General features: G+C 68.1%; 21 protein-coding genes. 16 read left to right on the top strand and 5 right to left on the bottom strand.

What is annotated here, in order from left to right:
- Positions 1-46: 46 nt before the first annotated feature.
- From WG922_RS08610 to WG922_RS08685, 16 genes are all read left to right on the top strand, one after another.
- Complete coding sequence (locus WG922_RS08610) at positions 47-1,867, top strand: acyl-CoA dehydrogenase (RefSeq protein ID WP_340282082.1); 1,821 nt, start codon at positions 47-49, stop codon at positions 1,865-1,867.
- 3 nt (positions 1,868-1,870) lie between these two features.
- On the top strand, positions 1,871-2,134 hold the full coding sequence (locus tag WG922_RS08615) for a hypothetical protein (RefSeq protein WP_340282083.1): 264 nt from the start codon (positions 1,871-1,873) through the stop codon (positions 2,132-2,134).
- The gene (locus WG922_RS08620; protein WP_340282085.1) at positions 2,131-2,922 is read left to right on the top strand and encodes an SDR family oxidoreductase; all 792 of its coding nucleotides are present in this window, start codon (positions 2,131-2,133) and stop codon (positions 2,920-2,922) included. Before WG922_RS08615 ends, WG922_RS08620 begins: the two co-directional genes overlap by 4 nt.
- Positions 2,923-3,360 carry a PaaI family thioesterase gene (locus WG922_RS08625; protein ID WP_340282087.1) on the top strand — a complete coding sequence of 146 codons (438 nt, stop codon included), beginning with the start codon at positions 2,923-2,925 and terminating at the stop codon, positions 3,358-3,360.
- 34 nt (positions 3,361-3,394) lie between these two features.
- Positions 3,395-4,411: an NADP-dependent oxidoreductase gene (locus tag WG922_RS08630; protein WP_340282089.1), complete on the top strand. Its 1,017-nt coding sequence runs from the start codon at positions 3,395-3,397 to the stop codon at positions 4,409-4,411.
- Positions 4,412-4,433: 22 nt separating this feature from the next.
- Positions 4,434-6,113, top strand: coding sequence for an isovaleryl-CoA dehydrogenase (locus WG922_RS08635; protein WP_340282090.1), 1,680 nt, complete (start codon positions 4,434-4,436; stop codon positions 6,111-6,113).
- A gap of 25 nt (positions 6,114-6,138) precedes the next feature.
- Positions 6,139-7,101 (top strand): glutathione S-transferase family protein, encoded by a 963-nt coding sequence (locus WG922_RS08640; protein ID WP_340282091.1) that lies wholly within the window; start codon positions 6,139-6,141, stop codon positions 7,099-7,101.
- Between the two features lie 283 nt (positions 7,102-7,384).
- On the top strand, positions 7,385-8,275 hold the full coding sequence (locus WG922_RS08645; RefSeq protein WP_340282092.1) for an IclR family transcriptional regulator: 891 nt from the start codon (positions 7,385-7,387) through the stop codon (positions 8,273-8,275).
- The gene (locus WG922_RS08650) at positions 8,272-9,267 is read left to right on the top strand and encodes a cupin domain-containing protein (protein ID WP_340282093.1); all 996 of its coding nucleotides are present in this window, start codon (positions 8,272-8,274) and stop codon (positions 9,265-9,267) included. The genes WG922_RS08645 and WG922_RS08650 overlap by 4 nt, the downstream gene beginning before the upstream one ends.
- Positions 9,264-10,475: an FAD-dependent monooxygenase gene (locus tag WG922_RS08655; RefSeq protein WP_340282094.1), complete on the top strand. Its 1,212-nt coding sequence runs from the start codon at positions 9,264-9,266 to the stop codon at positions 10,473-10,475. Before WG922_RS08650 ends, WG922_RS08655 begins: the two co-directional genes overlap by 4 nt.
- 59 nt (positions 10,476-10,534) lie before the next feature.
- A complete protein-coding gene (locus WG922_RS08660) occupies positions 10,535-11,413 on the top strand; it encodes a fumarylacetoacetate hydrolase family protein (RefSeq protein WP_340282095.1) in 879 nt (292 codons plus the stop codon).
- Positions 11,414-11,551: 138 nt separating this feature from the next.
- A complete protein-coding gene (locus WG922_RS08665; RefSeq protein ID WP_340282096.1) occupies positions 11,552-12,778 on the top strand; it encodes a cytochrome P450 in 1,227 nt (408 codons plus the stop codon).
- A gap of 40 nt (positions 12,779-12,818) precedes the next feature.
- The gene (locus tag WG922_RS08670) at positions 12,819-13,142 is read left to right on the top strand and encodes a 2Fe-2S iron-sulfur cluster-binding protein (protein WP_340282097.1); all 324 of its coding nucleotides are present in this window, start codon (positions 12,819-12,821) and stop codon (positions 13,140-13,142) included.
- Between the two features lie 5 nt (positions 13,143-13,147).
- Entirely contained in the window at positions 13,148-14,395 is a 1,248-nt protein-coding gene (locus WG922_RS08675; protein ID WP_340282098.1) for an NAD(P)/FAD-dependent oxidoreductase, read from the top strand.
- Positions 14,396-14,432: 37 nt separating this feature from the next.
- Positions 14,433-15,188 carry an SDR family NAD(P)-dependent oxidoreductase gene (locus tag WG922_RS08680; protein ID WP_340282099.1) on the top strand — a complete coding sequence of 252 codons (756 nt, stop codon included), beginning with the start codon at positions 14,433-14,435 and terminating at the stop codon, positions 15,186-15,188.
- Between the two features lie 46 nt (positions 15,189-15,234).
- Positions 15,235-16,278, top strand: a complete 1,044-nt coding sequence (locus WG922_RS08685) for a TRAP transporter substrate-binding protein (RefSeq protein ID WP_340282101.1) — start codon at positions 15,235-15,237, stop codon at positions 16,276-16,278.
- A gap of 213 nt (positions 16,279-16,491) precedes the next feature.
- Here WG922_RS08685 and WG922_RS08690 read toward each other — a convergent pair whose 3' ends face one another.
- The 5 genes from WG922_RS08690 to WG922_RS08710 form a co-directional block, all read right to left on the bottom strand.
- Positions 16,492-16,905, bottom strand: coding sequence for a BLUF domain-containing protein (locus tag WG922_RS08690; RefSeq protein ID WP_340282102.1), 414 nt, complete (start codon positions 16,903-16,905; stop codon positions 16,492-16,494).
- Between the two features lie 30 nt (positions 16,906-16,935).
- Positions 16,936-17,478 carry a diguanylate cyclase domain-containing protein gene (locus WG922_RS08695; RefSeq protein ID WP_340282103.1) on the bottom strand — a complete coding sequence of 181 codons (543 nt, stop codon included), beginning with the start codon at positions 17,476-17,478 and terminating at the stop codon, positions 16,936-16,938.
- A gap of 541 nt (positions 17,479-18,019) precedes the next feature.
- On the bottom strand, positions 18,020-18,355 hold the full coding sequence (locus WG922_RS08700) for a flagellar protein FliT (protein ID WP_340282104.1): 336 nt from the start codon (positions 18,353-18,355) through the stop codon (positions 18,020-18,022).
- 227 nt (positions 18,356-18,582) lie between these two features.
- Complete coding sequence (locus WG922_RS08705; protein ID WP_340282105.1) at positions 18,583-22,047, bottom strand: PAS domain-containing hybrid sensor histidine kinase/response regulator; 3,465 nt, start codon at positions 22,045-22,047, stop codon at positions 18,583-18,585.
- 172 nt (positions 22,048-22,219) lie between these two features.
- Positions 22,220-22,873, bottom strand: a complete 654-nt coding sequence (locus tag WG922_RS08710; protein WP_340282107.1) for a response regulator transcription factor — start codon at positions 22,871-22,873, stop codon at positions 22,220-22,222.
- Positions 22,874-23,365 lie beyond the last annotated feature (492 nt).

Here is a 23,365-nt window from a genome sequence, read left to right on the forward strand (position 1 = left end):
GCTGCGCCGCCGCGCGCAAGCGCCACCGCCTCGCCCGTTTTTTCCGATGACCCTGCGATCCACCCTCGACTTCCTCCTGCACGATTGGCTTCGCATCGGCGAGCTGTCGGCGCGGCCGCGCTTCGCCGAGCATTCGCGCGAGACCTTCGACGCCGTGCTCGACACCTGCGAGCGCATCGCGCGCGAGAAGTACGCGCCGTTCAACCGCCTGGTCGATACCGACGAGCCGCGCTTCGACGGCGAGAAGGTGGTCCTGCCAGCCGCGACCAAGGCGGCATGGGACGCCTACGCCGCATCGGGCATGCTCAGCGCCGCGCAGGACTACGACATCGGCGGCATGCAGCTGCCCTACACGGTGGAGGCCGCGGCGGGCGCGTTTTTCGGCAAGGCCTCGGTCAGCATCGGCGGCGGCCTGCTCACGGTGGGCAACGCGAATCTGCTGATGGCGCACGGCACGCCCCTGCAGCAGCAGGTGTTCGCGCACAACGAGTTCAACGGCCGCTTCTCCGGAACCATGTGCCTGTCCGAGCCGCAGGCCGGGTCCTCGCTCTCGGACGTCGCGACCCGCGCGACGCCCGACGGCGACGACTACGAGACCGATCCGCTCGGCCCGCGCTACCGCCTGCGCGGCAACAAGATGTGGATCTCGGCCGGCGAGCACGAGCTCACCGAGAACATCGTCCATCTCGTGCTGGCCAAGATTCCGGGGCCCGACGGCACGCTGGTGCCGGGCACGCGCGGCATCTCGCTGTTCATCGTCCCCAAGTGGCTGGTCGGCACCGACGGCCAGCTCACGGGCGAGCGCAACGACGTGACACTCGCCGGCCTGAACCACAAGCTCGGCTGGCGCGGCACCACCAACACCCTGCTCAACTTCGGCGAAGGCCGCTTCACGCCGGGCGGGCGGGGCGGTGCGATCGGCTATCGGGTGGGCGCGCCGGGCGAGGGCCTGCGCTGCATGTTCCACATGATGAACGAGGCCCGCATCGGCATCGGCATGGCCGCCACCGCGCTGGGCCTGGCCGGCTACGAGGCCTCGCTGGAGTACGCGCGCAACCGTCCGCAAGGCCGGCCGATGGGCGCGGGCGGCAAGGACCCGGCGCAGCCGCAGGTGCGGATCGTCGAGCACGCCGACGTCAAGCGCATGCTGCTGGCGCAAAAGTCGATCTGCGAAGGCGCGCTGGCCCTGATGCTGTACTGCGCGCGACTGGTCGATGAGCAGCACACCGGCACGCCCGAAGCGGCCGACGACGCCCGCCTCCTGCTGGAGGTGCTCACGCCCGTGGCCAAGAGCTGGCCGAGCGAGTTCTGCCTGGAAGCCAACTCCCTCGCCATCCAGGTGCACGGCGGCTACGGCTACACGCGCGACTTTCCGGTGGAACAGTACTGGCGCGACAACCGCCTGAACATGATCCACGAGGGCACCCACGGCATCCAGGCCACCGACCTGCTGGGGCGCAAGGTGCGCATGGAGGGCGGGCGCGGCCTGTCGCTGCTGGCCGGGCGCATGAACCACACCATCGAGCAGGCCCTGCACCGCGCCCCGCTGGCCGAACACGCCAATGCGCTGGCCGACGCGCTGCAGCAGGTGGGCGCCGCCACCAAGGCCGCGTGGGCGACCGGCGAGCCCACCGACGCCCTGGCCAATGCCGTCCCCTACATGCAGGCCTTCGGCCATCTCGTGCTGGGCTGGACCTGGCTCGACCTGATGCTGTCGGTCGGCGACGCCGCCGACGCCGCGTCGGAGGGGCGCCGCCGCGCCGCGCGCTACTTCTTCCATTACGAGCTGCCGCGCATCGCGGCCTGGCTGCGGCCCGTGGCCCAGCGGGACCGCACCTGCGCCGACATGCCGGAAGAGGCGTTCTGAGCCATGGCGACGCGCCGCACGATCGCGCGGGTCGAGGCCCTGGCCTGGGTGCTGATCTACGGCGGCCTCTTCGCCGCCGTTCTCGGCCTGGTGGCGCGCGACGATGCGTCCGTGCTGGGCCTTGCGCTCATCGCCGCCGGCGCGGTGGCGGTGGCCGGTGGCATCGCCCTGATCTGGCTGCGCGCGCGCATGGCCGAGCCGATGCCTGCGCCCCCGACGGCAGGGCCGATCGATGATGTACAACAACCCTCCAAAGGAGCACCATGAGCCGCACCATCCATGAACTATTCAGCCTGAAGGGGCGCAACGCGCTGGTCACAGGCGGCTCGCGCGGGCTCGGGCTGCAGATGGCGCACGCGCTCGGCGAGGCGGGAGCCCGGATCATGCTGAGCTCGCGCAAGGCAGCCGACCTGGAGCAGGCGGTCGCCGAACTGCAGGCGGCCGGCATCGATGCGCGCTGGATCGCGGCCGACTGCGCGCGCGAGCAGGACATCCGCAAGCTGGCAGACGAAACGCTCGAGCGCATGGGCGAGATCGACATCCTGGTGAACAACGCCGGCGCCGCCTGGGGCGCGCCGGCCGAGGACCACCCGGTGGAAGCCTGGGACAAGGTCATGGACCTCAACATCCGGGGCTATTTCATCCTGAGCCAGCACGTCGCCAAGCGCAGCATGATCGCCCGCAAGCAGGGCCGCATCATCAACATCGCCTCCATCGCGGGGCTGGGCGGCAATCCGCCCGAGATGCAGACCGTGGCCTACAACACCTCCAAGGGCGCCGTGGTGAACTTCACCCGCGCGCTCGCCTGCGAGTGGGGCCGCTACCACATCAATGTCAATGCGATCTGCCCCGGGTTCTTCCCGAGCAAGATGACGCGCGGCACGCTGGAGCGCATGGGCGAGGACCAGCTCGCGGCCCACGCGCCGCTGGGGCGTCTCGGCGACGACGAGGACCTCAAGGGCACCACGCTGCTGTTCGCATCGGACGCGGGCAAGCACATCACCGGGCAGTGGCTGGCGGTGGACGGTGGCGTCAGTGTCGTGACGGGCGGTTGAATGCAGGACATTCCCTTCGGGGTCCCGATTCCCTTCGTCGATCACCTCGGCTTCCGGCTGAAGGTCTTCGAGGGCGGGCACTCGCGTATCGACTTCGACACGCGGCCCGAGCACATGAACTCCTTCGAGGTGGTGCACGGCGGCGCCGTGATGACGCTGCTGGACGTGGGCATGGCCACCGCGGCGCGCAGCGTGCAGCCCGAGATGGGCATCGTCACCATCGAGATGAAGACCACTTTCATGCGTCCGTCCACCGGCGTGCTGGTCTGCCACGGCAAGCTGCTGCACCGCACCGCCAGCATGGCCTTCGTGGAAGCGACGGTGCTCGATGCGTCCGAGCGCATGTGCGCCCACGCCACCGGCACCTTCCGGTACGTCAGGCGGCAGCCCGCGGCCGACGGCCAGGGCGGCGCGGCCGGCGTACTACCCACCGACTGATCCGAATCACCCTACCCGCCAGAGGAACCCTGCGATGCCCACAAACCGACAGATCGTGCTGGACAAGCGCCCCACCGGCGAAGCCGAAGCCGGCAACTTCCGGCTCGTCACCAGCGAAACCCCGGCTCTGTCCGAGGGACAGGTGCTGGTGCGCCACCGCTTCCTGAGCCTCGACCCGTACATGCGCGGCCGCATGAACGAGGGAAAGAGCTACGCGCAGCCGCAGCCGCTGGGCGAGGTGATGATCGGTGGCACGGTCGGTGAAGTGGTCGAGAGCCGCAGCCCGAAGTTCACCGCCGGCGACCAGGTCGTCGGCATGGGCGGCTGGCAGGAATTCAGCGTGGTCGATGCCGGGCAGCCGGGCGCGCTGCGCAAGGTGGACGACTCCCGCGTGCCGCTGTCGCACTACCTGGGCGCCGTCGGCATGCCCGGCGTCACCGCTTGGTATGGCCTGAACCGCATCATCGAGCCGCAGGCCGGGCGCACCGTCACCGTCAGCGCCGCCAGCGGCGCGGTGGGCAGCGCGGTGGGCGTGCTGGCGAAGGCGCGCGGCTGCCGCGCGGTGGGCATTGCCGGCGGGGCGCAGAAGTGCCGCTACGTGGTCGAGGAACTGGGCTTCGACGCCTGCATCGACTACCGCGAGCACGGCGACGCGGGGTCCCTGTCGCGCGCCCTGAAGCAGGCGTGTCCCGATGGCATCGACGGCCACTTCGAGAACGTCGGCGGCATGGTGCTGGATGCGGTCCTGCTGCGCGCGAACGCCTTTGCCCGCGTGGCGGTGTGCGGAATGATCGCGGGCTACGACGGCCAGCCCATCCCGCTCACCTATCCGCAGCTGATCCTCACCAACCGCATGCGGGTGGAAGGCTTCATCGTGAGCGAGCACATGGAGGTGTGGCCGCAGGCGCTGGCCGAGCTCGGCGAACTCGTGGGCAGCGGGCGCTTCCGTCCGCGCGAGTCCGTCGCCGAGGGCCTGGAGGCCGCACCCGAGGCCTTCCTGGGCATGCTGCGCGGGCGCAATTTCGGCAAGCAGCTGGTTCGGATTTCGTAAGGACCGCGGCGCGGGCACGGACATGACGCACGACGTGTTCAACCAGCCCGAGACCCTGCGCGACTGGGACCTGTTCTCGGGCAACCGGGGCATGCGCGACGCGCTGCGCCTGCTGGCGCCGGCGCTGGACACCACCGGCCTCGAGCTGCTCGGCCGCGAGCTCGGCTCGGCGCAGATGCAGGAGCACGCCCGGCTCGCCAACGCCTACGGTCCGCAGCTGCGCACGCACGACCGCCACGGCCGGCGCGTCGATGAGGTCGAGTTCCATCCGAGCTACCACGTGCTGATGGCGGCGGCCGTGCAGGCCGGGCTGCACGGCACGCCGTGGTCCGAGGACGCAACGGCACAGCGATCCGACGGCGACCGGATCGGCGGCCATCCCGCAGCCCACGCCCACCTGCGGCGCGCGGCCGGCTTCATGCTGTTCACCGAGCTCGAGCCCGCCGTGCTGTGCCCGGTCTCCATGACCTATGCCGCCACCCCCGCGCTGCGCGGCAACCCGGCGCTGCTCGCGGCCTGGGGCCCCGGTCTCACCAGCCGGGCGTACGACGCCTCGGCCCGCACCTGGCGCGACAAGCCCGGCCTGACCATGGGCATGGGCATGACGGAGAAGCAGGGCGGCTCGGACGTGCGCGCCAACACGACGCGCGCAGAGCCCGACGGCCAGGACGACTGGGGTACGCGCATGCGCGTCACCGGCCACAAGTGGTTCTTCTCGGCGCCGCAGTCCGACGCCCACCTGGTCCTGGCGCAGACCGCCTCGGGGCTGTCGTGTCTCTTCCTGCCACGGGTGCTGCCCGACGGCAGCCGCAACGCGGTGCGGGTGCAGCGCCTGAAGGACAAGCTGGGCAACCGCGCCAATGCCAGCGCCGAGGTGGAGTTCGACGGCGCCACCGCCTGGCTGGTGGGGGAGGAAGGCCGCGGCATTCCGCAGATCCTGCAGATGGGGTCGCTCACGCGGCTCGATTGCGCCCTCGGCACCGGTGGCCTCATGCGGCAGGCCCTGTCGCTGGCGCTGGACCACTGCCGCCAGCGGCAGGCGTTCGGCAAGCCGCTGATCGATCAGCCGCTGATGCGCAACGTGCTGGCCGACCTGGCGCTCGAAGCCGAAGCGGCATGCGCGCTGTCACTGCGCCTGGCGCATGCGTTCGACCGGCCCGACGATGCCCACGAAGCGGCCATGGCGCGCCTGCTCACGCCGGTGGCCAAGTACTGGATCTGCAAGCGCGGCAGCGCCTTCGCCCAGGAAGCCATGGAGTGCCTGGGCGGCAACGGCTACGTGGAGGAGGGCGGCCACGGTGTCATGGCGCGCATCTACCGCGAGATGCCGGTCAACTCCATCTGGGAGGGCGCGGGCAACATCATGGCGCTCGATCTCCTGCGGGCGCTGCGCAAGGCCGACAGCGCGCAGGCGCTGGCGCGCGAACTCGCATCCGCCCGCGGCGCCGATGCCGCCCTGGACCGGCTGATGGACCAGCTGCCCGCGCGCGTGGACGAAGCTTCCAGCGAATCGGGCGCGCGCCGGCTGGCGCAGGATATCGCGCTGGCCCTGCAGGCCACCCTGCTCTGGCGCTGCGCCCCACCCGAGGTCGCCGCTGCGTTCTGCGGCTCGCGCGTGGCCGGCGACTGGGGCCAGGTTTTCGGCACGCTGGCGGACACCGTCGCATTCGACGCCATCCTGGCCCGCGCCATGCCGCGCTGAGGCCGCACACAGGAACCACTTCTCGATGCACACACCCGACCTGATCCTGCACCACTACGGCACCTCGCCCTTCTCCGAGAAGATCCGCCTGGTCATGGGCCGCAAGAAGCTGGCCTGGAAGTCGGTGATCGTGCCGTCCGTGATGCCCAAGCCCGACGTGGTGGCGCTCACCGGCGGCTACCGCAGGACACCCTTCCTGCAGGTCGGAGCCGACATCTATTGCGACAGCAGCCTCATCTGCGACGTGCTGGAACACGCCCAGCCGGAACCACCGCTGTATCCGCCTCATCTGCGCGGCTGCTCGCGCGTGTTCGCGCAGTGGGCGGACACGACCCTGTTCTGGACCGCGATGACGTACGCGCTGCAGCCCAAGGGCGCGGCGCACCTGTTCACGGGCCAGCCGGAGATCGGGCAGGCCTTCGCCGCCGACCGCAAGGCCATGCGCGTGAACATGACGCAGCTGCGGCCCGCCGACGCCACTTCTGCGCTGCGCTCGTACCTGCGGCGCATCTCGAGCATGGTCGAGGAGCACGAGTTCCTGTTCGGCGCCGAGCCCTGCGTGGCCGACTTCGCCACCTACCACTCGCTGTGGTTCATTCGCGTGCAGGTGACCGTGCTGGCCGACATCTTCGCCGCGACACCGGCGGTGCTCGAATGGATGGACCGCATGGCCGAGATCGGGCACGGCCGCCTCGAGCCGCTCGCCGGCGACGCGGCCATTGCGGTGGCCGCCCGCAGCGAACCGGCCATCGCCGAGGAAAACCTGCTGGTGCACAGCGCCTTCCAGGACGACCACGGCATCCGGCTCGGCAGCCGCGTGAGCATCACGTCCGAGTCGTTCGGCGCCGAGCCTACCGAGGGCGAACTGGTCTCGGCCACGCGAACCCACTACACCCTGCGGCGCAGCGACGAACGCGCGGGGCTGCTGCACGTGCACTTCCCGCGGATCGGGTATGTGCTGCGCGAGGTGAGGCAGCAGGGCGGGTAGCAGCTCGCGCCACGGGGCCGGCGCGACGAGGCAGGTCGCAATTGCGGCGGACGACGCCTCGCGCCTGGCGTGGTCAGCGCGTCGTGGCCTGTCACGGCTGGCCCCATCAACGTCCGCGTCTTTGCAGTTCGCCGAAGGTTCTGGTCGCCCGAGGCTGCCTCCGATGCGGCCCGCAGTGTGCCGCCGATCACGGTTCGATCGCCCCAGACAGTGGTCGCGGAGCGGCGCGTTGACCGTCCAAGTACGGTATGCATAATGCATTTATGCATTTCGTAATTGCGACATGACGAACGACTCGGCTGGGCGCCTCGCCGCCGTCGCTCCTGCGGAGCCGGCGTCCGCGCGCCGGGGGCAGAAGGTGCAGTCGGCCGAAGTGGCCGTCGGCGTGCTCAAGGCGCTCGGCCAGTTGGGCGGCGCGGCTACGCTCACCGGGCTGTCCATGCACCTGCAGGAGCATCCGGCCAAGGTGCATCGCTACCTCTCCAGCCTGGTCAGTTCCGGGTTCGTCGAACAGGACCCGCTGACCGCGCGCTACGTCCTCGGCAGCGAAGCCGTGTTCCTCGGGCTCGCAGCGCAGCGGCAGTCCGACGTGTTGCGCCTGAGCGCGGCGCAGATCGCCACCGTGGCCGAGGACCTGCAGGTGAGCTGTTTCGTCGCGGTGCTGGGCAACCAGGGCCCCGTCATCGTCCGATGGGAAGAACCCGTGCAGGCCATCGTGGTGAACGTCCGCGTCGGCTTCGTCATGCCGCTGCTGTGGTCCGCGACGGGACGGGCGTTTGCCGCATTCCAGCGCTCGGCAATCATCGATGCGCTCGTCACCCGTGAACTCGCCGCCGCCACCCCCGAGCAGCGGCGCCGGATCGGCGATCGCACGGCCGTGGAGGCGATGCTGTCCGAGTACCGGCCGCACGGCTGCACCTGGATGCGGGACCAGCCGCTCAAGGGCGTGGCCAGCCTCGCCGCGCCGGTCTTCGATGCGACCGGGCAGGTGAGCGCAGTCATCGTGGCGCTGGGTGTGGCCGAGAACTTCGACATCCGGCCGGACGGCCCCAACGCCGTCGCACTGCGCGCCGCGGCGCAGTCGGTCAGCCAGCGACTGGGCCACGCGACCCCTCCCGAACACAACCTGCCGCGGCGAACCCGCGGCCATGCTGCGAGGACGACGACCCCATGAATTCGCATCACCCCGACTACGGCAGCGTCACCAGTGTCGATCAGCTGGTGCAGCGCATCGCGCAGGAGCACTGCACGCCCGGCTGGATCCGGCACGAGCGCCCGCTCATGTGGGCCCGGCCGCGCTCCACCTTCGTGCCCGCACACTGGCAGTACGCGCGCATCAAGCCCGCACTGCAGGCCGCCGGCCGCGTGATCGGCACGGACCAGGCCGAGCGGCGCAACTTCATCCTGCGCAACCCCATCGAGGGCAACGACTTCGGCACCACGCGCACGCTCATCGGCGCCTACCAGTCCATCCTGCCAGGCGAGCGCGCCCGCTCGCACCGGCACTCTCCGCACGCGCTGCGCGTCATCCTCGAATCGCGCGGCTCGTACTCGGTGGTGAACGGCCGCAAGCACCCGATGGAAAGCGGCGACATCGTGCTGACGCCGGGCGGCTCCTGGCATGGCCACGGGCACGACGGCGCCGAGCAGGCCTACTGGTTCGACTGCCTGGACATCCCGCTGGTGCACCTGCTCGAGCCGATGTCGAGCGAGGAGCATCCGCAAGGCTGGGAGCCCGAGGTGATCGATGAGCCGAGCTCGCCCATGCGGTTCGCCTGGGCCGACACCCAGCGCGCGCTGGACGCGCAGGCGGCGAGCGACGCGCCTGCGCAGTCGCGCCTGTTCGGCACCACCATCGAGCTGGCTGCACCCTCCATGCCCACCATCGGCATCAAGGTCCACCGCATGGCCCCCGGATGGGAAGGCGCGCCCTACCGCCACAACGCCAGCTCCATCTTCGTCGTGCTGCAGGGCCGGGGCACCAGCACCGTCGGGAGCTCGACTTTCGCGTGGCACTTCGGCGACGTCATCGCCGCTCCGATGGCCGTCGAGCTGCGGCACCGTGCCGACGAAGCGGCTGTCATCGTCGAGCTCACCGACGAAAAACTGATGCGCACCTGCGGCTACTACCGGCTCGAAGCACTGGACGCGGAGGTGCGGCCATGACCCGCGCGCAGGATGCAGCTGCGCGCAGCCTGCCCGTGGTGATCGTGGGCGGTGGCGTTGGCGGCGTATGCACGGCGCTCGCGCTCGGGCGCCAAGGCCGCAGGGTGATGCTGCTGGAGCAGGCCGACCAGATCGGCGCGATCGGCTATGGCGTGCAGATCGGCCCCAACGTGCTGCCGATGCTCGAACGCCTCGGCGTGGGGCAGTCAGTGCTGGAGAAGGGCTATCAGCCGACCGAGATCCGCTGGTGCGACATCGCAAGCGGCGCCAGCCTGGCCGAGATACCGCTGCACACGCCGGAGTTCGCGCGCAGGTACGGCGGCTCCCGCTACATCGCGATCCACCGCGTGGACCTGCACCAGTTGCTGCTGGCGGCCTGCGAGGCGCTGCCGAACGTCGAGCTGAACCAGGCGACCGCCGTCCAGGGGTATCGGCAGGACGGCGAGCGGCTTGTCGTCCTCAGCGCCGACGGCCGCGAGATCGAGGCGGCCGCAGTGATCGCCTCGGACGGACTGCGCTCGCGCATCCGCGCCCAGATGCAGCCGGGCGACCTGCCACGCGACACCGGCTATGTGGCGCATCGCACCATCGTCCCGATGGACCAGGCGCCCGCGCTCGCGAGGCAGCGCACCGGCGTCACGATGTGGAGCGGCCCCGGTTTCCACGTCATCTATTACCCGCTGCGCGGGCGTACCGAGCTGAACATCGTGATGGTGGTGCGCGTGCCTCCGGGCATCGATTGCGAGAGCGCGGCCTACCGCGACCACATCGCCGCCATCGAGGCCGGCGCGCAGGCCGAGCCGCGCGAACTGATCGAGCGGGTCAGCCTGGAGCGGCGCTGGTCCATCGCCGACCGCGACCCGATCCGCCGCTGGACCGACGGGCGCGTGACCTTGCTGGGCGACGCGGCCCACGCCACGCTGCAATCGCTCGCACAGGGCGCCGGCATGGCCATCGAAGACGCGGTCGTTCTCGCGTCCATCCTCGACGAGGCGGGCGACGACTATGCCGGCGCGTTCGAGCGTCTGCAGCGGGCGCGCTTCCTGCGCACGGCGCGCGTGCAGCTCGAGTCGCGCGCGCTCTGGGACGTCTTCCACTGCGACGGGCTCGACGCCGAACTGCGCGCCATGCAGTGGGGCGAGCGCACACCGCACGACTTCTACCGCTGCCTCGACTGGCTGTGGACGCCGCTCCACCCCGGCGCCTGACGGCGAGCCCATCGCCGTCATGGAACACCGAACCGAAACCGAACACCCGGAACACCCGCATGAAACTCTGCCGCTTCCACCATGACCGCCTCGGCCTCATCGAGGGCGACGCCGTCTACGACGTCACCGCAGCCCTGGACGTGCTGCCGCCCATGCGCTGGCCGCTGCCCCCCGGCGATCCGCTTCTGGTGCATCTCGACACCATCGTGCAGGCCGCGCGACGCCTGCGTCCGCAGGCCGCGCGGCATGACCTTGCGAGCGTGTCGCTGGACAGCCCGCTCACGCAGCCGAGCAAGGTCATGGCCGCACCGGCCAACTACAAGCTGCACGTGCAGCAGGACACCAAGGACCCGGGCGTCGATCACGGCGTGCACGCCAAGGCGCTGGAAGGCGTGGAGCGCCCGGTCGACAAGTACGGCCTGTTCCTCAAGGCGACCTCGTCGATCGTGGGTGCGCGCGAGGGCGTCGAGATCGTGTTTCCCGACCGCCGCACCGACCATGAGGTCGAGCTGGCGGTCGTGATCGGCAAGCCGGGCCGCGACATCAGGCGCGCGGACGCCATGCAGCACGTGGCGGCCTACACGATCGGCCTCGACATGACCGTGCGCGGGGTCGAGGAGCGCAGCTACCGCAAATCACCCGACAGCTATACCGTGCTGGGCCCGTGCCTGGTCACCGCCGACGAGATTGCCGACCCGCACGCACTCACGATGTCGCTGTGGGTCAACGGCACCCGGCGCCAGCACACCTCCACGGGGGCCATGACGGTGGACATCCCCGATCTGATCGAGTTCGCGTCGCGCGCCTATACGCTGCATCCGGGCGACGTCATCCTCAGCGGCACCCCGGAGGGCGTCGGTCCGGTCGTCGCGGGCGACGAGGTGCGCGTCGCATGCGAGGGCATTGGAGAGATGCGCTTCAAGGTACGCAACCGTTGACGCGCGTGCGTGCGAGGCGGGTCAGCAGTTCGCAATGCGCACATTCAGTTCGATTCCGTTGACCTCGATCAATACGCAACTAGACTTTCCTGCATCAGTACGTCGAGCTCACTCGGCGGCACAAGGAGACACGCACCCATGCAGAGCACCGCACAGGTGGAACGGGCGGCAGCCGATGCTCCCGTCACCGATTTCGATCCGTACGCCGACTGGGTGCTGGACGATCCCTATCCGCACTACGAGACCCTGCGGGAACTCGGCCCGGTGTTCTATCTCTCGCGCTACGAGGCCTATGGGCTGGCGCGGCATGCCGAGATCGACGCGGTGCTGCGAGACCCGGCCACCTTCTGCTCGAGTGCCGGGGTCGGCCTGGCCAACTTCCACACGACCGAGCCGTGGCGCAAGCCCAGCATCATTCTGGAAGTGGATCCGCCCATGCACGGGCGCACGCGCAAGGTCGTAGGCGGCCTGCTGGCGCCCGCGTCCATCAACAAGCTGCGGCCCACCTTCGAGCAGGAGGCCGAGCGCCTCGTGGACCGCCTGCTGGCCAAGGGCAGCTTCGACGCCGTGACCGACCTGTGCGAAGCCTACCCGCTGAAGGTCTTTGCCGATGCCGTGGGCATCCCGGCCGAAGGCCGGGAGAAGTACCTGCTGCCGTACGGCGACATGGTGTTCAACGCGTTCGGCCCGGTCAACGAGCGCTTCCAGAAGTGCCTGGCCAAGGCGCAGTCCGGCGCCATCGACTGGATTGCCGAAGTCTGCAAGCGCGAGAACCTCACGCCCGACGGCTTCGGCGCGCGCCTGTACCAGGCCGCCGACGAGGGCCTGCTCGCACCCGAAGAAGCGCCCATGCTCGTGCGCACGCTCCTGTCCGCGGGCCTCGACACGACGGTGTTCACGCTCTGCAATGCCATCGTGTCGTTTGCGCGCTTTCCCGATCAGTGGGCGCTGGTGCACGCCAATCCCTCCATGGCGCGGCAGGCGCTCGAAGAGGTGCTGCGCTACGAGAGCACCTTCCACTCCTTCTATCGCACCACCACCCGCGACGTGGAGGTGGCGGGCGTGACCATGGCGCCCGAGCAGAAGGTGTGCGTGTTCATCGGCTCGGCCAACCGCGACCCGCGGCGCTGGGGCGAGAGCGCGGACAAGTTCGACGTGAGCCGGCGCGCCTCGGGCAACATGGCCTTCGGCACGGGCGTCCACGGCTGTGCCGGCCAGATGATCGCGCGCCTTGAGGGCGAGGTCGTGCTCACCGCGCTTGCAAAGCGCGTGAAATCGTTCGAACTCGCGGGCCAGCCCGTCATGCACTACAACAACTCGGTGCGCGGCTACACCAGCATGCCGGTGCGTATCACTGCCGCCTGAGGCAGCGCACCACCTCGTTCCGTCTTTCTGCAGGGCAACAATGCCGAAGATCACCTATGTCCAACCCGGCGGCGAACGCCGCTCCATCGAGGTCGCTCCGGGGGCCACGGTCATGCTGACCGCCGTGGCCAACGGCATTCCCGGCATCGTCGCCGAGTGCGGCGGCTCCGCCATGTGCGCCACCTGCCACGTCTATCTCGACGAGGCCAGCCAGGACGCGGTCGGCCCCGTGAGCGAGGTGGAAAACGAGATGCTCGAAAGTGCGGCGAGCGGGCGGCGCGAGAACAGCCGCCTGAGCTGCCAGCTCTCCGTGCAGCCGGGAGTGGACGAGATCATCGTCCACATCCCTTCGCATCAGGTCTGACGCAGGTGCACTCTGGTGTTGTCATCGTCGGCGGCGGACAGGGCGGCTTCCAGGCGGCCGCTTCGTTGCGGGACGAGGGCTACGACGGCCCCATCGCGCTGATCTGCGACGAAGCCGTCCTGCCCTATCAACGTCCGCCGCTCTCCAAGGGCTTCCTCACCGGCAAGACCGCGCCGGCGCAGCTGCAGTTGCGGCCCGACGCGTTCTATGCCGAGCGCAACATCGAGGTGCTGGTGAACGAGCGCGTGACCTCCATCAACCGTGCCGCACGCAACGTGACGCTGGCATCCGGTGCCACGCGGCCGTGGTCGCACCTGGTGCTGGCCACGGGCTCCATCCCGCGCATGCCGCCGGTGCCCGGAGCCGACCTCGCGGGTGTGCAGACGCTGCGCACCTCGGTCGATGCGCAGGTGCTGCTGGAGCGGCTGCAAGGGCAGGGGCAGCCGGACAAGCCGCGTCGGCTGGTCGTGGTCGGCGCCGGCTTCGTCGGACTCGAGGTCGCCGTGGTCGCGCGCGAGCTCGGTTTGGACGTGGACCTGCTCGAGTTCGGAGCGCGCGCGCTTCAGCGCTCGGTATCGGCCGAGGCGGCGGGATATCTCTCCGATGCACTGCAGCGGCGCGGCGCGCGCATCCACTTCTCGACCGGCGCCGCGGCGTTCGTCGGTGCCGAAGGTCAGGTGCGCGCGGTTCGCACGCACCGCGGTGATGTGCTCGATGCCGACCTCGTGGTGGTCGGCATCGGCGTCGAGCCCGACGACCGGCTCGCGCGTGCCGCGGGGCTCGCCGTCGATGACGGCGTCCTGGTCGATGAGTACCTGGTCTCCAGCGACCCCGCGATTTCCGCGCTCGGTGACTGTGCGCGCTTTCCCGCCGCCTACGCGGCGCAGCCCGTGCGCCTCGAATCCGTGCAGAACGCGGTCGATCAGGCGCGCTGCGTCGCTGCGCGGCTGGCTGGAAAGCCGGCGCCCTACGACAAGGTTCCGTGGTTCTGGAGCGATCAGGGCGACAACCGGCTGCAGATCGCGGGCGTCGCGGCCGCGGGCGACCAGGCCGTGCTGCGTGGCTCGGCCGCCGAGGGCAGGTTTTCCGTGCTGCGTTTGCGCGACGGGCACCTCAGCGCCGTCGAATCGATCAACAACGCGGCGGACCACATGGCCGCCCGCAAGCTGCTGGCGGCCCGCGTGGCCATCACGCCCGAACAGGCGGCGGACACGAGCGTCAAGCTCGCGAGCCTTGCCGCCGTCCCCGCCTGAGCAGGCATTTCCACGACCAGAACAGGAGACCCATGTGATGTCCGAACTTCCCAAGACCGTGATCGTCACGGGCGGCGCCAGCGGGATCGGCTATGCCTTCTGCGAGCACCTGGCCACCCTGGGCCACCGGATCGTCGTCGCCGACCTGCGCGGCGGCGATGAAGCCGCGGCCAGGCTGCGCGAGCAGGGGGCGAAAGCCATCGGCGTGCAAGCCGACGTAGTGAGCGAAGAAGACGTCGCCACCATGGCGGCCGCGGCCGAGCGCGAGTTCGGCGGCATCGACGTGCTGGTCAACAACGCCGGCCTGTTCACCACGCTGGCCCTGAAGCCCTTCGAGCAGATCACCAACCAGGAATGGATGCGGGTCATGGAGGTCAACACCCTCGGCCCGTTCAACTGCGCCAAGGCGGTGCTGCCCGCACTGCGCAGAAGCGGCCGCGGCAGGCTGGTCAACATCGCCTCCACCGTGCCGATCAAGGGCCCGCCGAACATGTCGCACTACGTCGCGAGCAAGGGCGCGGTGATCGCTTTCACGCGCTCGCTGGCGCGGGAGCTCGCGAAGGACAAGATCACCGTCAACGCGATCGCGCCCGGCTTCACGCTGAGCGACGGGGTTCTGCAGACGGATCTGCAGAACCGCATCGGCGACAACGCCCGCACCACCGGCCGCTGCCTGCAGCGCGACCAGGTGCCGGCCGACCTGGTGGGCGCGCTCGCCTATCTGGTCAGCGACGGCGCCGGCTTCGTGACGGGCCAGACCCTGGCCGTCGATGGCGGCGGCGTGTTCCTCTGAGAAGTTTCAACACAGCTGTCCGCAGCACCCTAGAAGGAGACAAGCCATGCAAAGACGTTCCCTGCTGAAATCCGGCGCCGCCATCGCGCTGGGCGCACCCGCCTTGAGCGGCTTCGCCCAGCAGGCGGTCACGCTCAAGTTCCACACCTTCATGTCGCCGACGTCGAACGTCTGGCTCTACATCCACAAGGTGTGGATGGACAAGGTGGAAAAGGAATCCGGCGGCCGCATCAAGTTCGAGGGCTACCCCGCCATGCAGCTGGGCGGCACGCCGCCGAACCTGTACGACCAGGCCCGTGACGGCGTGGTGGACATCTCGTGGACGCTGCCCGGCCTGACCGGCGGACGCTTCCCGCGCGCGGAGGTGTTCGAGCTGCCGTTCATCATGAAGGACGCGGAAGGCACGTCCCGAGCGGCCTGGGAGTTCTTCACCACCATGATGCCGGACGAGTTCAAGGAAACGCACACGCTCGCTTTCCACACGCACGGTCGGGGCCTCCTGCACACCAAGAGCAAGCAGGTGAAGTCGGCCTCGGACCTGCGCGGCATGAAGATGCGCGGTCCCACGCGCATGGCGACCCGGCTGCTGGGCCACGCGGGCGCGATTCCCGTGGGTATGCCGCTGCCGGCCATTCCGGACGCGCTGAGCAAGGGCACGGTCGATGGCGTCGCGCTGCCCTGGGAGGTGATCACGTCCGTGAAGGTGCACGAGCTGTGCAAGTACCACAGCGAGTTTCCGGACACCAGCCCGGCGCTCTACACGTCTGTCTTCGTCATGTCGATGAACAAGAACAAGTACGAATCGCTGGCCCCGGACCTGAAGAAGATCATCGACGCCAACTCCGGTGCCGACGTCTCGGCCTGGATGGGCAAAGTGCAGCAGGACTATGACCCGATCAGCCGCAAGCTGGCGCTGGACCGTGGCAACATCGTCTACACCTTCAGCCCGGCCGAGACGGCCGAGTTCCAGAAGCTGACCAGCCGTGTCGATGAGGAGTGGGTCTCCGACATGGACAAGAAGGGCTACGACGGCAAGAAGCTGCTCGCGACCGCCAAGTCCCTGATCGCCAAGCACAGCAAGAACGGCTGACGAGGCGCGTCACGCCCTGCGCGCCGGTGACCGGGTCCGTCGCCGCGGGCGTGGCCCGGCGGACACCGTAGCGCGCGGCCTGGTGGCGATTGGCTAGGCGATGCGTTCATCGCTGCGCGCGCTTGTGGTGCTGTTTTGATGCAAGCGGCTGCAGTTGGCCGATGCAACGCAGCTCTCGAGTTGGCCGGCGTCCAATTACCGCTCACGTTGTCTTCACGTCGTGCGATCGCCTTGGCTCCAGAAGTCAAGCATCCGGCGCATGGCCAATGATGCTTGCGCGTCTTCAGGTGACAAGCGCTTCGACAATCGAGGTCCTCCGAAGCTCATGAAAGAGCCGTGCACGGTTCTCAATGCCATGGACCATTCCGGAAAGGCGCGCTCAGTGACCCGCTCTCTCGAGGTAATGACAATGTCCGTGTGCAGCGGGTCCGCGCTGATTACTCCGAGAATATGTTCGATGCTCTCGGCCGGCCCTTCAATGCATTGCGCGAAGGCGCCACCACGGAATAGAAGGAGGCCGGTCACGCCGAACTCGGCGTTGCGTGCCTGAGCGCGGGAGAGAAGGTGCTTCAGCTCGGACGATAGCGGCACTCCTGCGCACGTGGAGGTGTAGGTCAGGCAGATCATTGACACATTCAGCGCTCGATTCGATTCCAGCTAGGCGACGAGATTGATTGGTGCTGTCGCACGGAGTGCTTCGGCACTCACCACCGAAGAGAATCGCACCTCCGCTGGGCGACAGACTCGTTCCAGATTCAGACGGCAGCGGTTGTACAGATCCAGGAAGGAGGTGTCGTCAGCGGCGGCCTCCTGGATGTATATGTCCGGCGACATGACAACGTCGTTCTGATCGGAGTCCAGCTCGAAACTTGCACTCCTGCCTAGCTTTGCAGCGAGGATGTCGAGTGCACCTACCCGGTCGGTTTTCAGAAACAGCAGCGCGAAGGACTCATGACCAACGCGCGCCGCCAGTCCCGTGGACCCGCAAGTGTTTGCAAGCCGACGGCCTATGAGCTCAAGCATCTGTCTGTAAAACGACGGGTTGTAATAGGCGGCGAGTTCCTCCAGGTCCCTGAAGTCCATCAATATCAGTGTGACTGGACCCTGCTTCAGCATAGAGTCACCAACTCTGGTCAGGGCAGCGGTCGTCGCCAACTTCGTGGCACGGTCGATCAGACCCTGTCCAGCGGCTTGCTCCATCGGAGATGCAATGCGGTCCTTCCGCACGTGTCGCCAGGCCTGGACCGCCATTCCCGCTGCCAACGCTGCGGCGACATGTCCCCAGAGTTGGCGCTCTGTCGCGGCCCAAAGCGCACACGCGGCAATCAAGCCAATGACCGGGAACAGAATCCGCACGAAGCACCTTGTCGAAGAGGTTGAAATGTGCGCCTCCGGGCGTCGGGCGGGACGAGGGTGCTGACTCGCCGGTTCCATCGTTTACCTCCAGTGTTCAGCGCGACGGTGCCAATCTAGCCCAGCCGTGGAAGCTCGGTCAACGCAGCCATTTTCTTAGGGTCGTGAGCGGTCCTGCACCATGCGCGTCGTCGTCACCGCGCTCCGAGTCCTGTTGCAGTGACGTGCGTTGCAGCGACGTGCCGCGCGTGCGCGCAGCGGCGCTGCCCACCCTGAGCTCCGAGCTCGAGCGAAATGCCGCGCGAATGGCTACAACGGAGGCAGGCCGGGAGTGCGGCCGTGAAGCAGGGGCCGGCCCTATGGCGCACCCAAATGACGAGGTGATCGTCTATGCGCTGCGCGGCACGCTGCACGGCCGGCCAGCCACCCGGATCACATCGGGTTCGGCAATCCGGCGGATCTCGGCGTCATTGGCGATGATGGCGCGCAGGACGCGCATGCGCTCCGTCTGCTCGTCGTCGGACAGCGGCTGCGCTTCGCGCATTCGGCGGAGGCGGGCGATCACAACCCGGCACGCGTCCTCGAGCCGGCATACGGTGTCCCAGTTCCCCATGCGGGCAGCGGTCAGCATCGCGCGGCTGGCATCTTCCAGCGTTTGGTAGTGGCTCAGACAACTCTCGATGCTGGAGGCGGTCTCGATCCGTACAGGGTTGTTGAGGTTCATCAGGCGGTCTGCGGAGGTTGTGGAGATCACCGGGGTCTGATCTGTCGTAGCGACTCACGCGATTGCAACTGATGCGTCCTGGTCTCGCCTAGGTATTTCGGCTATATCGCATAGGCAAAATACCAGCGCCGAGCCTGGTCGAGCGAAGCTGGCCATGCACCAGGCCACCGCCGCCCGCGGCCTGTGCCTCTTCGCCTCTTCGCGCAGCTCTCTTGACACACCCAGAGCTATGGGGAGCCGGTGGCGGCAGCCTCGATGTGCTGATCGAGCAGATGTGCCTGCGCATCGAGTTCCCGCATCGCGGCGTGCACCTCGCCCAGGTGGGCCGATGCCGCAGCCTCGTGCAAGGCCGCGCAAGCCTGCGCCAGCCGCGTTGCGCCCATCATGGCGCAGGCGCCCCTCCATCGATGCGCCAGCTGTGCCGCGTACTCGAACTCTCCGTCGGCTACGGCGCGTCGAAGTTCCGCGCCGTCGGCGTGGTTGCACTGGCGGAACGTCGCCAGCAGGTCCGCTCGCGTTTGCGCGTCCTCCTCGGCCATGTCATCGACGCGCGCGAGGTCCAGCACGTCCGCCGCTGTGACCGGGGACATCGGCTCGGGGGCCGCAGCGTCTGGTGCGGTTCCCAGCGGCAGCTCGCGCCCTCGCGCGGGCAGCCACCGATCCAGTTTCCGGCACAGATCCTCCAATGCGACCGGCTTGATGACCGCGTCGTCCATGCCGGCGTCGAGGCATGCACGCATAGCCGATGCGAGCGCGTTGGCGGTGCACCCGATGATCGGCGTGCGCATTGCGGACGCCGCTTCGCGCGCGCGGATCGTCCGGGTCAGGTCGAAGCCGCTGATTCCCGGCATATTGCAGTCGGTCAGAATGGCCGCGAAGCGGCCGCTCTCCCAGGCCGACAGGGCTTGGGCGCCGTCCGCTACGGCCTCGGCCGCGAACCCGATCGCGCGCGTCTGGCGCAGCAGCACCATGCGGTTGATCGGGTGGTCGTCCACAACCAGGAGCAGGGTGCCGGCGCTCTCGGCTTCGGGGATGCTCGGGACGGAGGGGCGGTGCGCGATCAGCGAGTCCAGCCGCTGCCGCGCGGCGTCGCCGACCCGTTCGACCGGCGCCGCCTTGTTGCCTGCCACCTCGAAGGCCACGGACAGCGTGGCGGTCGTCCCCTGGTCCGCCTCACTGTCCAGCGTCAGCGTGCCGCCCATCAGTTCGGCAAGTCGACGGGAGATGAACAGCCCGAGACCCGTGCCCCCATGGCTCGTGCTGATGCGTGCGTCGGCTTGCGCATAAGGCTCGAAGACCCGATCGATCTTCTCGGGCGCGATGCCCATGCCGCTGTCGCGAACCCGCAGATGGAAATGTTCCCTTCCCTGGGCGGCGCCCTTCAGCTCGACTTCAACGTCGATGTTTCCGTGTTCGGTGAACTTGATCGCATTGCTCAGCAAGTTGTTGAGGATTTGTCCGAACCGCAGATGGTCGAAGCGGTGAGACACGCTGAGGCGAGGATCGAATGTCGTGCGGATCCGCAGGTTCTTGGCATGGGCTAGCGGCGCCTGGAGTCGGCAAATGCCTTCCACCGCGGAGACCACCGATTCATGGGCTGCGTAGAGCTCCAGCGAATCCGCCTCGATCTTCGTGAAGTCAAGGATGCTGTCCATGATCTGCATGAGCGACCGCCCGGATTCGCGCGCCACCGCCAGGGTGGACTGCTGCTCCGTATCGAGAGGCGTCAGCTCCAGCAACTCCAGGAGCCCCAGCAACCCCGCCATGGGGGTGCGGATTTCGTGGCTCATGGCCGCCAGGAACGCAGACTTGGCGTTGTTCGCCCGCTCGGCCTCCGCCCGCGCCTGGGCCAGTTCCGCCGTGCGCTCCCGCACCCGCGCTTCCAGGCCGGCATTGAGCTCGCGCAAGGCGTCTTGCGCATGCTTGCGCTCGGTGATGTCGTGCTTCATCACCATGATCGCACCGACGGTTCCGTCCTCTTCGATGAAGGGGACCTTGTCGCTCTGATACCAGACCTCCGTGCCGTCAGGACCGACCATGCGTTCCTGGATCCTGAGCATGGGCTGCTTGCTTCGGACGATGGTCCGGTCTTCGGCCGCATAGGCCTGTGCCTGGTCTGGAAAGAGCTCGGAAATCGATTGCCCGATAACGTCCTGGACCGACATTCCGAGTGCCGCGGCCGCCCGCTGATTCAGTTGCAGCACGCGTCCCTCGGTGTCCTTGAACCAGACCAGGGCGGGCACGAGGTCCAGCAGCGTCCGCAGTTCGGCGCGCTGCCGCTGCAACTCGCGGTTCGCCTGGGAGACCTGCAGTTCGGCGAGCTTCAGGTCGTGAATATCGGTGTAGGTGCCGATCCATCGAATGATGCGCTCGTCGTCGTCTTTGTCGTCGTTGGTTTCGTCGGCGGCGTCACGCACCGGCACGGCCCGCAGCAGCCACCAGCGGTAGGCGCCATCGCGGCTTAGCAGCCTGACTTCCTCCGAGCAGGGCGTGCCGCTTCGAAGGGCCCGCTGGTAGGCTTGATCCGCCCGCTGCACGTCCTCCGGGTGCAACTGATCGAGCCATCCCTTGCCGAGGCCTGCTTCAACGGTGCGGCCCGTGTAGTCCGACCACTGCTCATTCAGGTACACGAAATCGCCGCTTGCCACCGCCGACCAGACGATCTGCGGCATGGCCGAAGCCAGGCTGAAGAACTGCGCCACGCTCTGCTTCAGTGCTTCTTCCGCCCGCTTGCGCGCGGTGATATCCCGGCTGCAGCCGACCATGAACTCGACGCTGCCGTCCGCGCGCAGCGCGGGCGAGAAGATGTACTCGTAGTGCGCGTATCCCGTCGAACCCGTGAACCCGGTTTCGTCGATCAGTGGCTTACCGGTCTCGAACACACGGGTGATCTGCGCCTGCACCCGATCCGCCAGGTCGGCGGGATAGCCGATCTCGTGGACGGTCTTGCCGAGGGCCTCCTGCGGCGACAGGCCCCAGACCTTCAGGCACGGAGCGTTCGCGAATATCAATCTGCCGTTCGCGTCCACCGCGTAGGCCAGGTCGGTGAGCGAGGCCAGCATGGTCCCGAGCATTCGCTCGCGGCGCTCGGTCTCCGCGCTCAGCCGCGCAAGGTCCTCTGTCGCCTTTCTTCGCTCGGTGATGTCCAGGTGCATGACCACGGCCCCCAGATCGGGGGCGTTCTCCATCGCGACCGCGCGCAGGAGGTACCAGCCCTTTCGGTCGGGGAAGTCGCAGGGGTACTCCATGGAGAAGGTGGTTGCGCGCCCAGACAGCACGGCGCGAAGACCCTCGGCGGCGCGGCGGGCTTCGTCAGTGCCGTGGGCTGCCGCTGCGTCGCAGATCGCAAGGTAGTTCAGCCCCACGCCGTAGTCGGTCGCCCGCAGGCCGTTGTTGCGCGCGACGTGGCGCCACGCATCGTTGACCGAAACGATGGTGCCATTCGCGTCGAGCAAGGCCACTTCCGCAGGAAGCGCGTTCAGGATGGCTGCCTGTTGCGAGTCCCCACTCTGGCGCGCAGCCGCCTGCGCACGGCGCAACACGACGGTGCGCCCGTGCGAATCGCAGACCGAATCGATCTCGCCGCCGAGCATGCGATCGAGCTTTTCGTCCGCCTCGATCAGTTGATCGATCAGCTCGCGAATCTTGTCCATTTCCGCACCGGCAACTGTCATATCAATCTTGCTTCGCATGAAGGCTTCAGCCGCAACCCTGCGCGCCTTCAGCCGCTTTCGTTGCGGGGGAGGGCACGCAGGCGCCTGGAGGTCGCGGAAACCAGGGTCGCCGCAACGGCAACGCGCGCGCAAGACCCGCTTCGAGCACTACTCCCGACGGGCCGCGCCACGGCCCGCCGCGTTTGCACGTTCAAAGCTGGGTGAGGCCCTTGCGCAGCGCATAGCGTGTGAGGCTGGGCAGGTCCCTGAGGTTCAACTTCTCCATGATGCGCGCGCGATGAACATCGACGGTCTTGGCACTCAGTCCCAGCGTGAAGGCAATCTCCTTGGCCGCCTTGCCTTCGGCGAGCAGCACCAGGACCTCCAATTGCCGAGGCGTCAGTTGGTCGTGGACGTTGCCGCTGTCGTTCTTCAGCAGGAGCTGCGCGACCGAACTGGTGAAGTAGGAGCCGGAGCTCATGACGCCCCGCACGGTCTGCTCCAGCTCGAACCGGGTGGCGTTTTTCATCAGGTAGCCTTGCGCGCCGCTCTGCACGGCTCGATGGATCACGTCCACGTCTTCATGCATAGAGAGCACCACCAACTTGATGCTCGGATGGTCCTTCGCGATGCGAGCGATGGCTGCAATGCCGTCGAGGCCAGGCATGGCGATGTCGGTCAACACGACGTCCGGCGCGTGCGTGGCGACCACCTGGAGCAACTCATTTCCATCCTTGGCTTCGCCGACCACCGTGAAGCCTGCGATGCCGCCGATGAGCGCCCTGATTCCTGCTCGCACCAGTGCATGGTCATCGGCGAGAACGATCCGGACCGCATCAGCTGTACCTACCCTATCCCTTGTCACGCATCGTCCTGTGCAAAAAGGGCGGGAGCCTACCTGCATTCAGAGGCATCTGCTCCTGCTGGCAGAGTGAGCTTGCGAAATGTTGGGCAAGTGCTGAAAAAGTGGAGGTCAGCGCCTAACCGTGCAAGGGCATGCGCGCGGACTCTCCTGGGAGCGCCGGGCGAAAAGGCACCTGGCCGCGGGTGCGCCCCGTCATGCAGACACGCGGGAAGGTGGCGGGCCAGTCTGGGACGGGCGGAGGCATTCGCACCTAGGCGGCATACCTACGGTGATTAGGTGATTCACCTAAGGCGTTCATCCACAGAACCGTGCGCGCCCGTGCTTGCGTAGGCACTTCCCTTAACCCCTGCGCAACGGATTTACATACAGTCAAATCTCGAAACACATCCATTGCGAGCCCCCATGAACTTGTTCCCTCGGTCGCCTTACGGCGCCGGCAGAAGGCACAGCGGCACGTATGCCGAACTTCTGGAGGCTGTGCGCCTGGTCAAT

Source organism: Ramlibacter sp. AN1015 (assembly GCF_037726105.1).
Classification (GTDB): domain Bacteria; phylum Pseudomonadota; class Gammaproteobacteria; order Burkholderiales; family Burkholderiaceae_C; genus Ramlibacter.

Coding starts and splice junctions, on each gene's coding strand:
- WG922_RS08660 (WP_340282095.1), top strand. CDS start 10,535: ATGAAACTCTGCCGCTTCCACCATGACCGCCTCGGCCTCATCGAGGGC.
- WG922_RS08615 (WP_340282083.1), top strand. CDS start 1,871: ATGGCGACGCGCCGCACGATCGCGCGGGTCGAGGCCCTGGCCTGGGTG.
- WG922_RS08645 (WP_340282092.1), top strand. CDS start 7,385: ATGACGAACGACTCGGCTGGGCGCCTCGCCGCCGTCGCTCCTGCGGAG.
- WG922_RS08680 (WP_340282099.1), top strand. CDS start 14,433: ATGTCCGAACTTCCCAAGACCGTGATCGTCACGGGCGGCGCCAGCGGG.
- WG922_RS08625 (WP_340282087.1), top strand. CDS start 2,923: ATGCAGGACATTCCCTTCGGGGTCCCGATTCCCTTCGTCGATCACCTC.
- WG922_RS08685 (WP_340282101.1), top strand. CDS start 15,235: ATGCAAAGACGTTCCCTGCTGAAATCCGGCGCCGCCATCGCGCTGGGC.
- WG922_RS08695 (WP_340282103.1), bottom strand. CDS start 17,478: ATGGAGCAAGCCGCTGGACAGGGTCTGATCGACCGTGCCACGAAGTTG.
- WG922_RS08630 (WP_340282089.1), top strand. CDS start 3,395: ATGCCCACAAACCGACAGATCGTGCTGGACAAGCGCCCCACCGGCGAA.
- WG922_RS08670 (WP_340282097.1), top strand. CDS start 12,819: ATGCCGAAGATCACCTATGTCCAACCCGGCGGCGAACGCCGCTCCATC.
- WG922_RS08650 (WP_340282093.1), top strand. CDS start 8,272: ATGAATTCGCATCACCCCGACTACGGCAGCGTCACCAGTGTCGATCAG.
- WG922_RS08655 (WP_340282094.1), top strand. CDS start 9,264: ATGACCCGCGCGCAGGATGCAGCTGCGCGCAGCCTGCCCGTGGTGATC.
- WG922_RS08610 (WP_340282082.1), top strand. CDS start 47: ATGACCCTGCGATCCACCCTCGACTTCCTCCTGCACGATTGGCTTCGC.
- WG922_RS08700 (WP_340282104.1), bottom strand. CDS start 18,355: ATGAACCTCAACAACCCTGTACGGATCGAGACCGCCTCCAGCATCGAG.
- WG922_RS08690 (WP_340282102.1), bottom strand. CDS start 16,905: ATGATCTGCCTGACCTACACCTCCACGTGCGCAGGAGTGCCGCTATCG.
- WG922_RS08635 (WP_340282090.1), top strand. CDS start 4,434: ATGACGCACGACGTGTTCAACCAGCCCGAGACCCTGCGCGACTGGGAC.
- WG922_RS08705 (WP_340282105.1), bottom strand. CDS start 22,047: ATGCGAAGCAAGATTGATATGACAGTTGCCGGTGCGGAAATGGACAAG.
- WG922_RS08665 (WP_340282096.1), top strand. CDS start 11,552: ATGCAGAGCACCGCACAGGTGGAACGGGCGGCAGCCGATGCTCCCGTC.
- WG922_RS08640 (WP_340282091.1), top strand. CDS start 6,139: ATGCACACACCCGACCTGATCCTGCACCACTACGGCACCTCGCCCTTC.
- WG922_RS08620 (WP_340282085.1), top strand. CDS start 2,131: ATGAGCCGCACCATCCATGAACTATTCAGCCTGAAGGGGCGCAACGCG.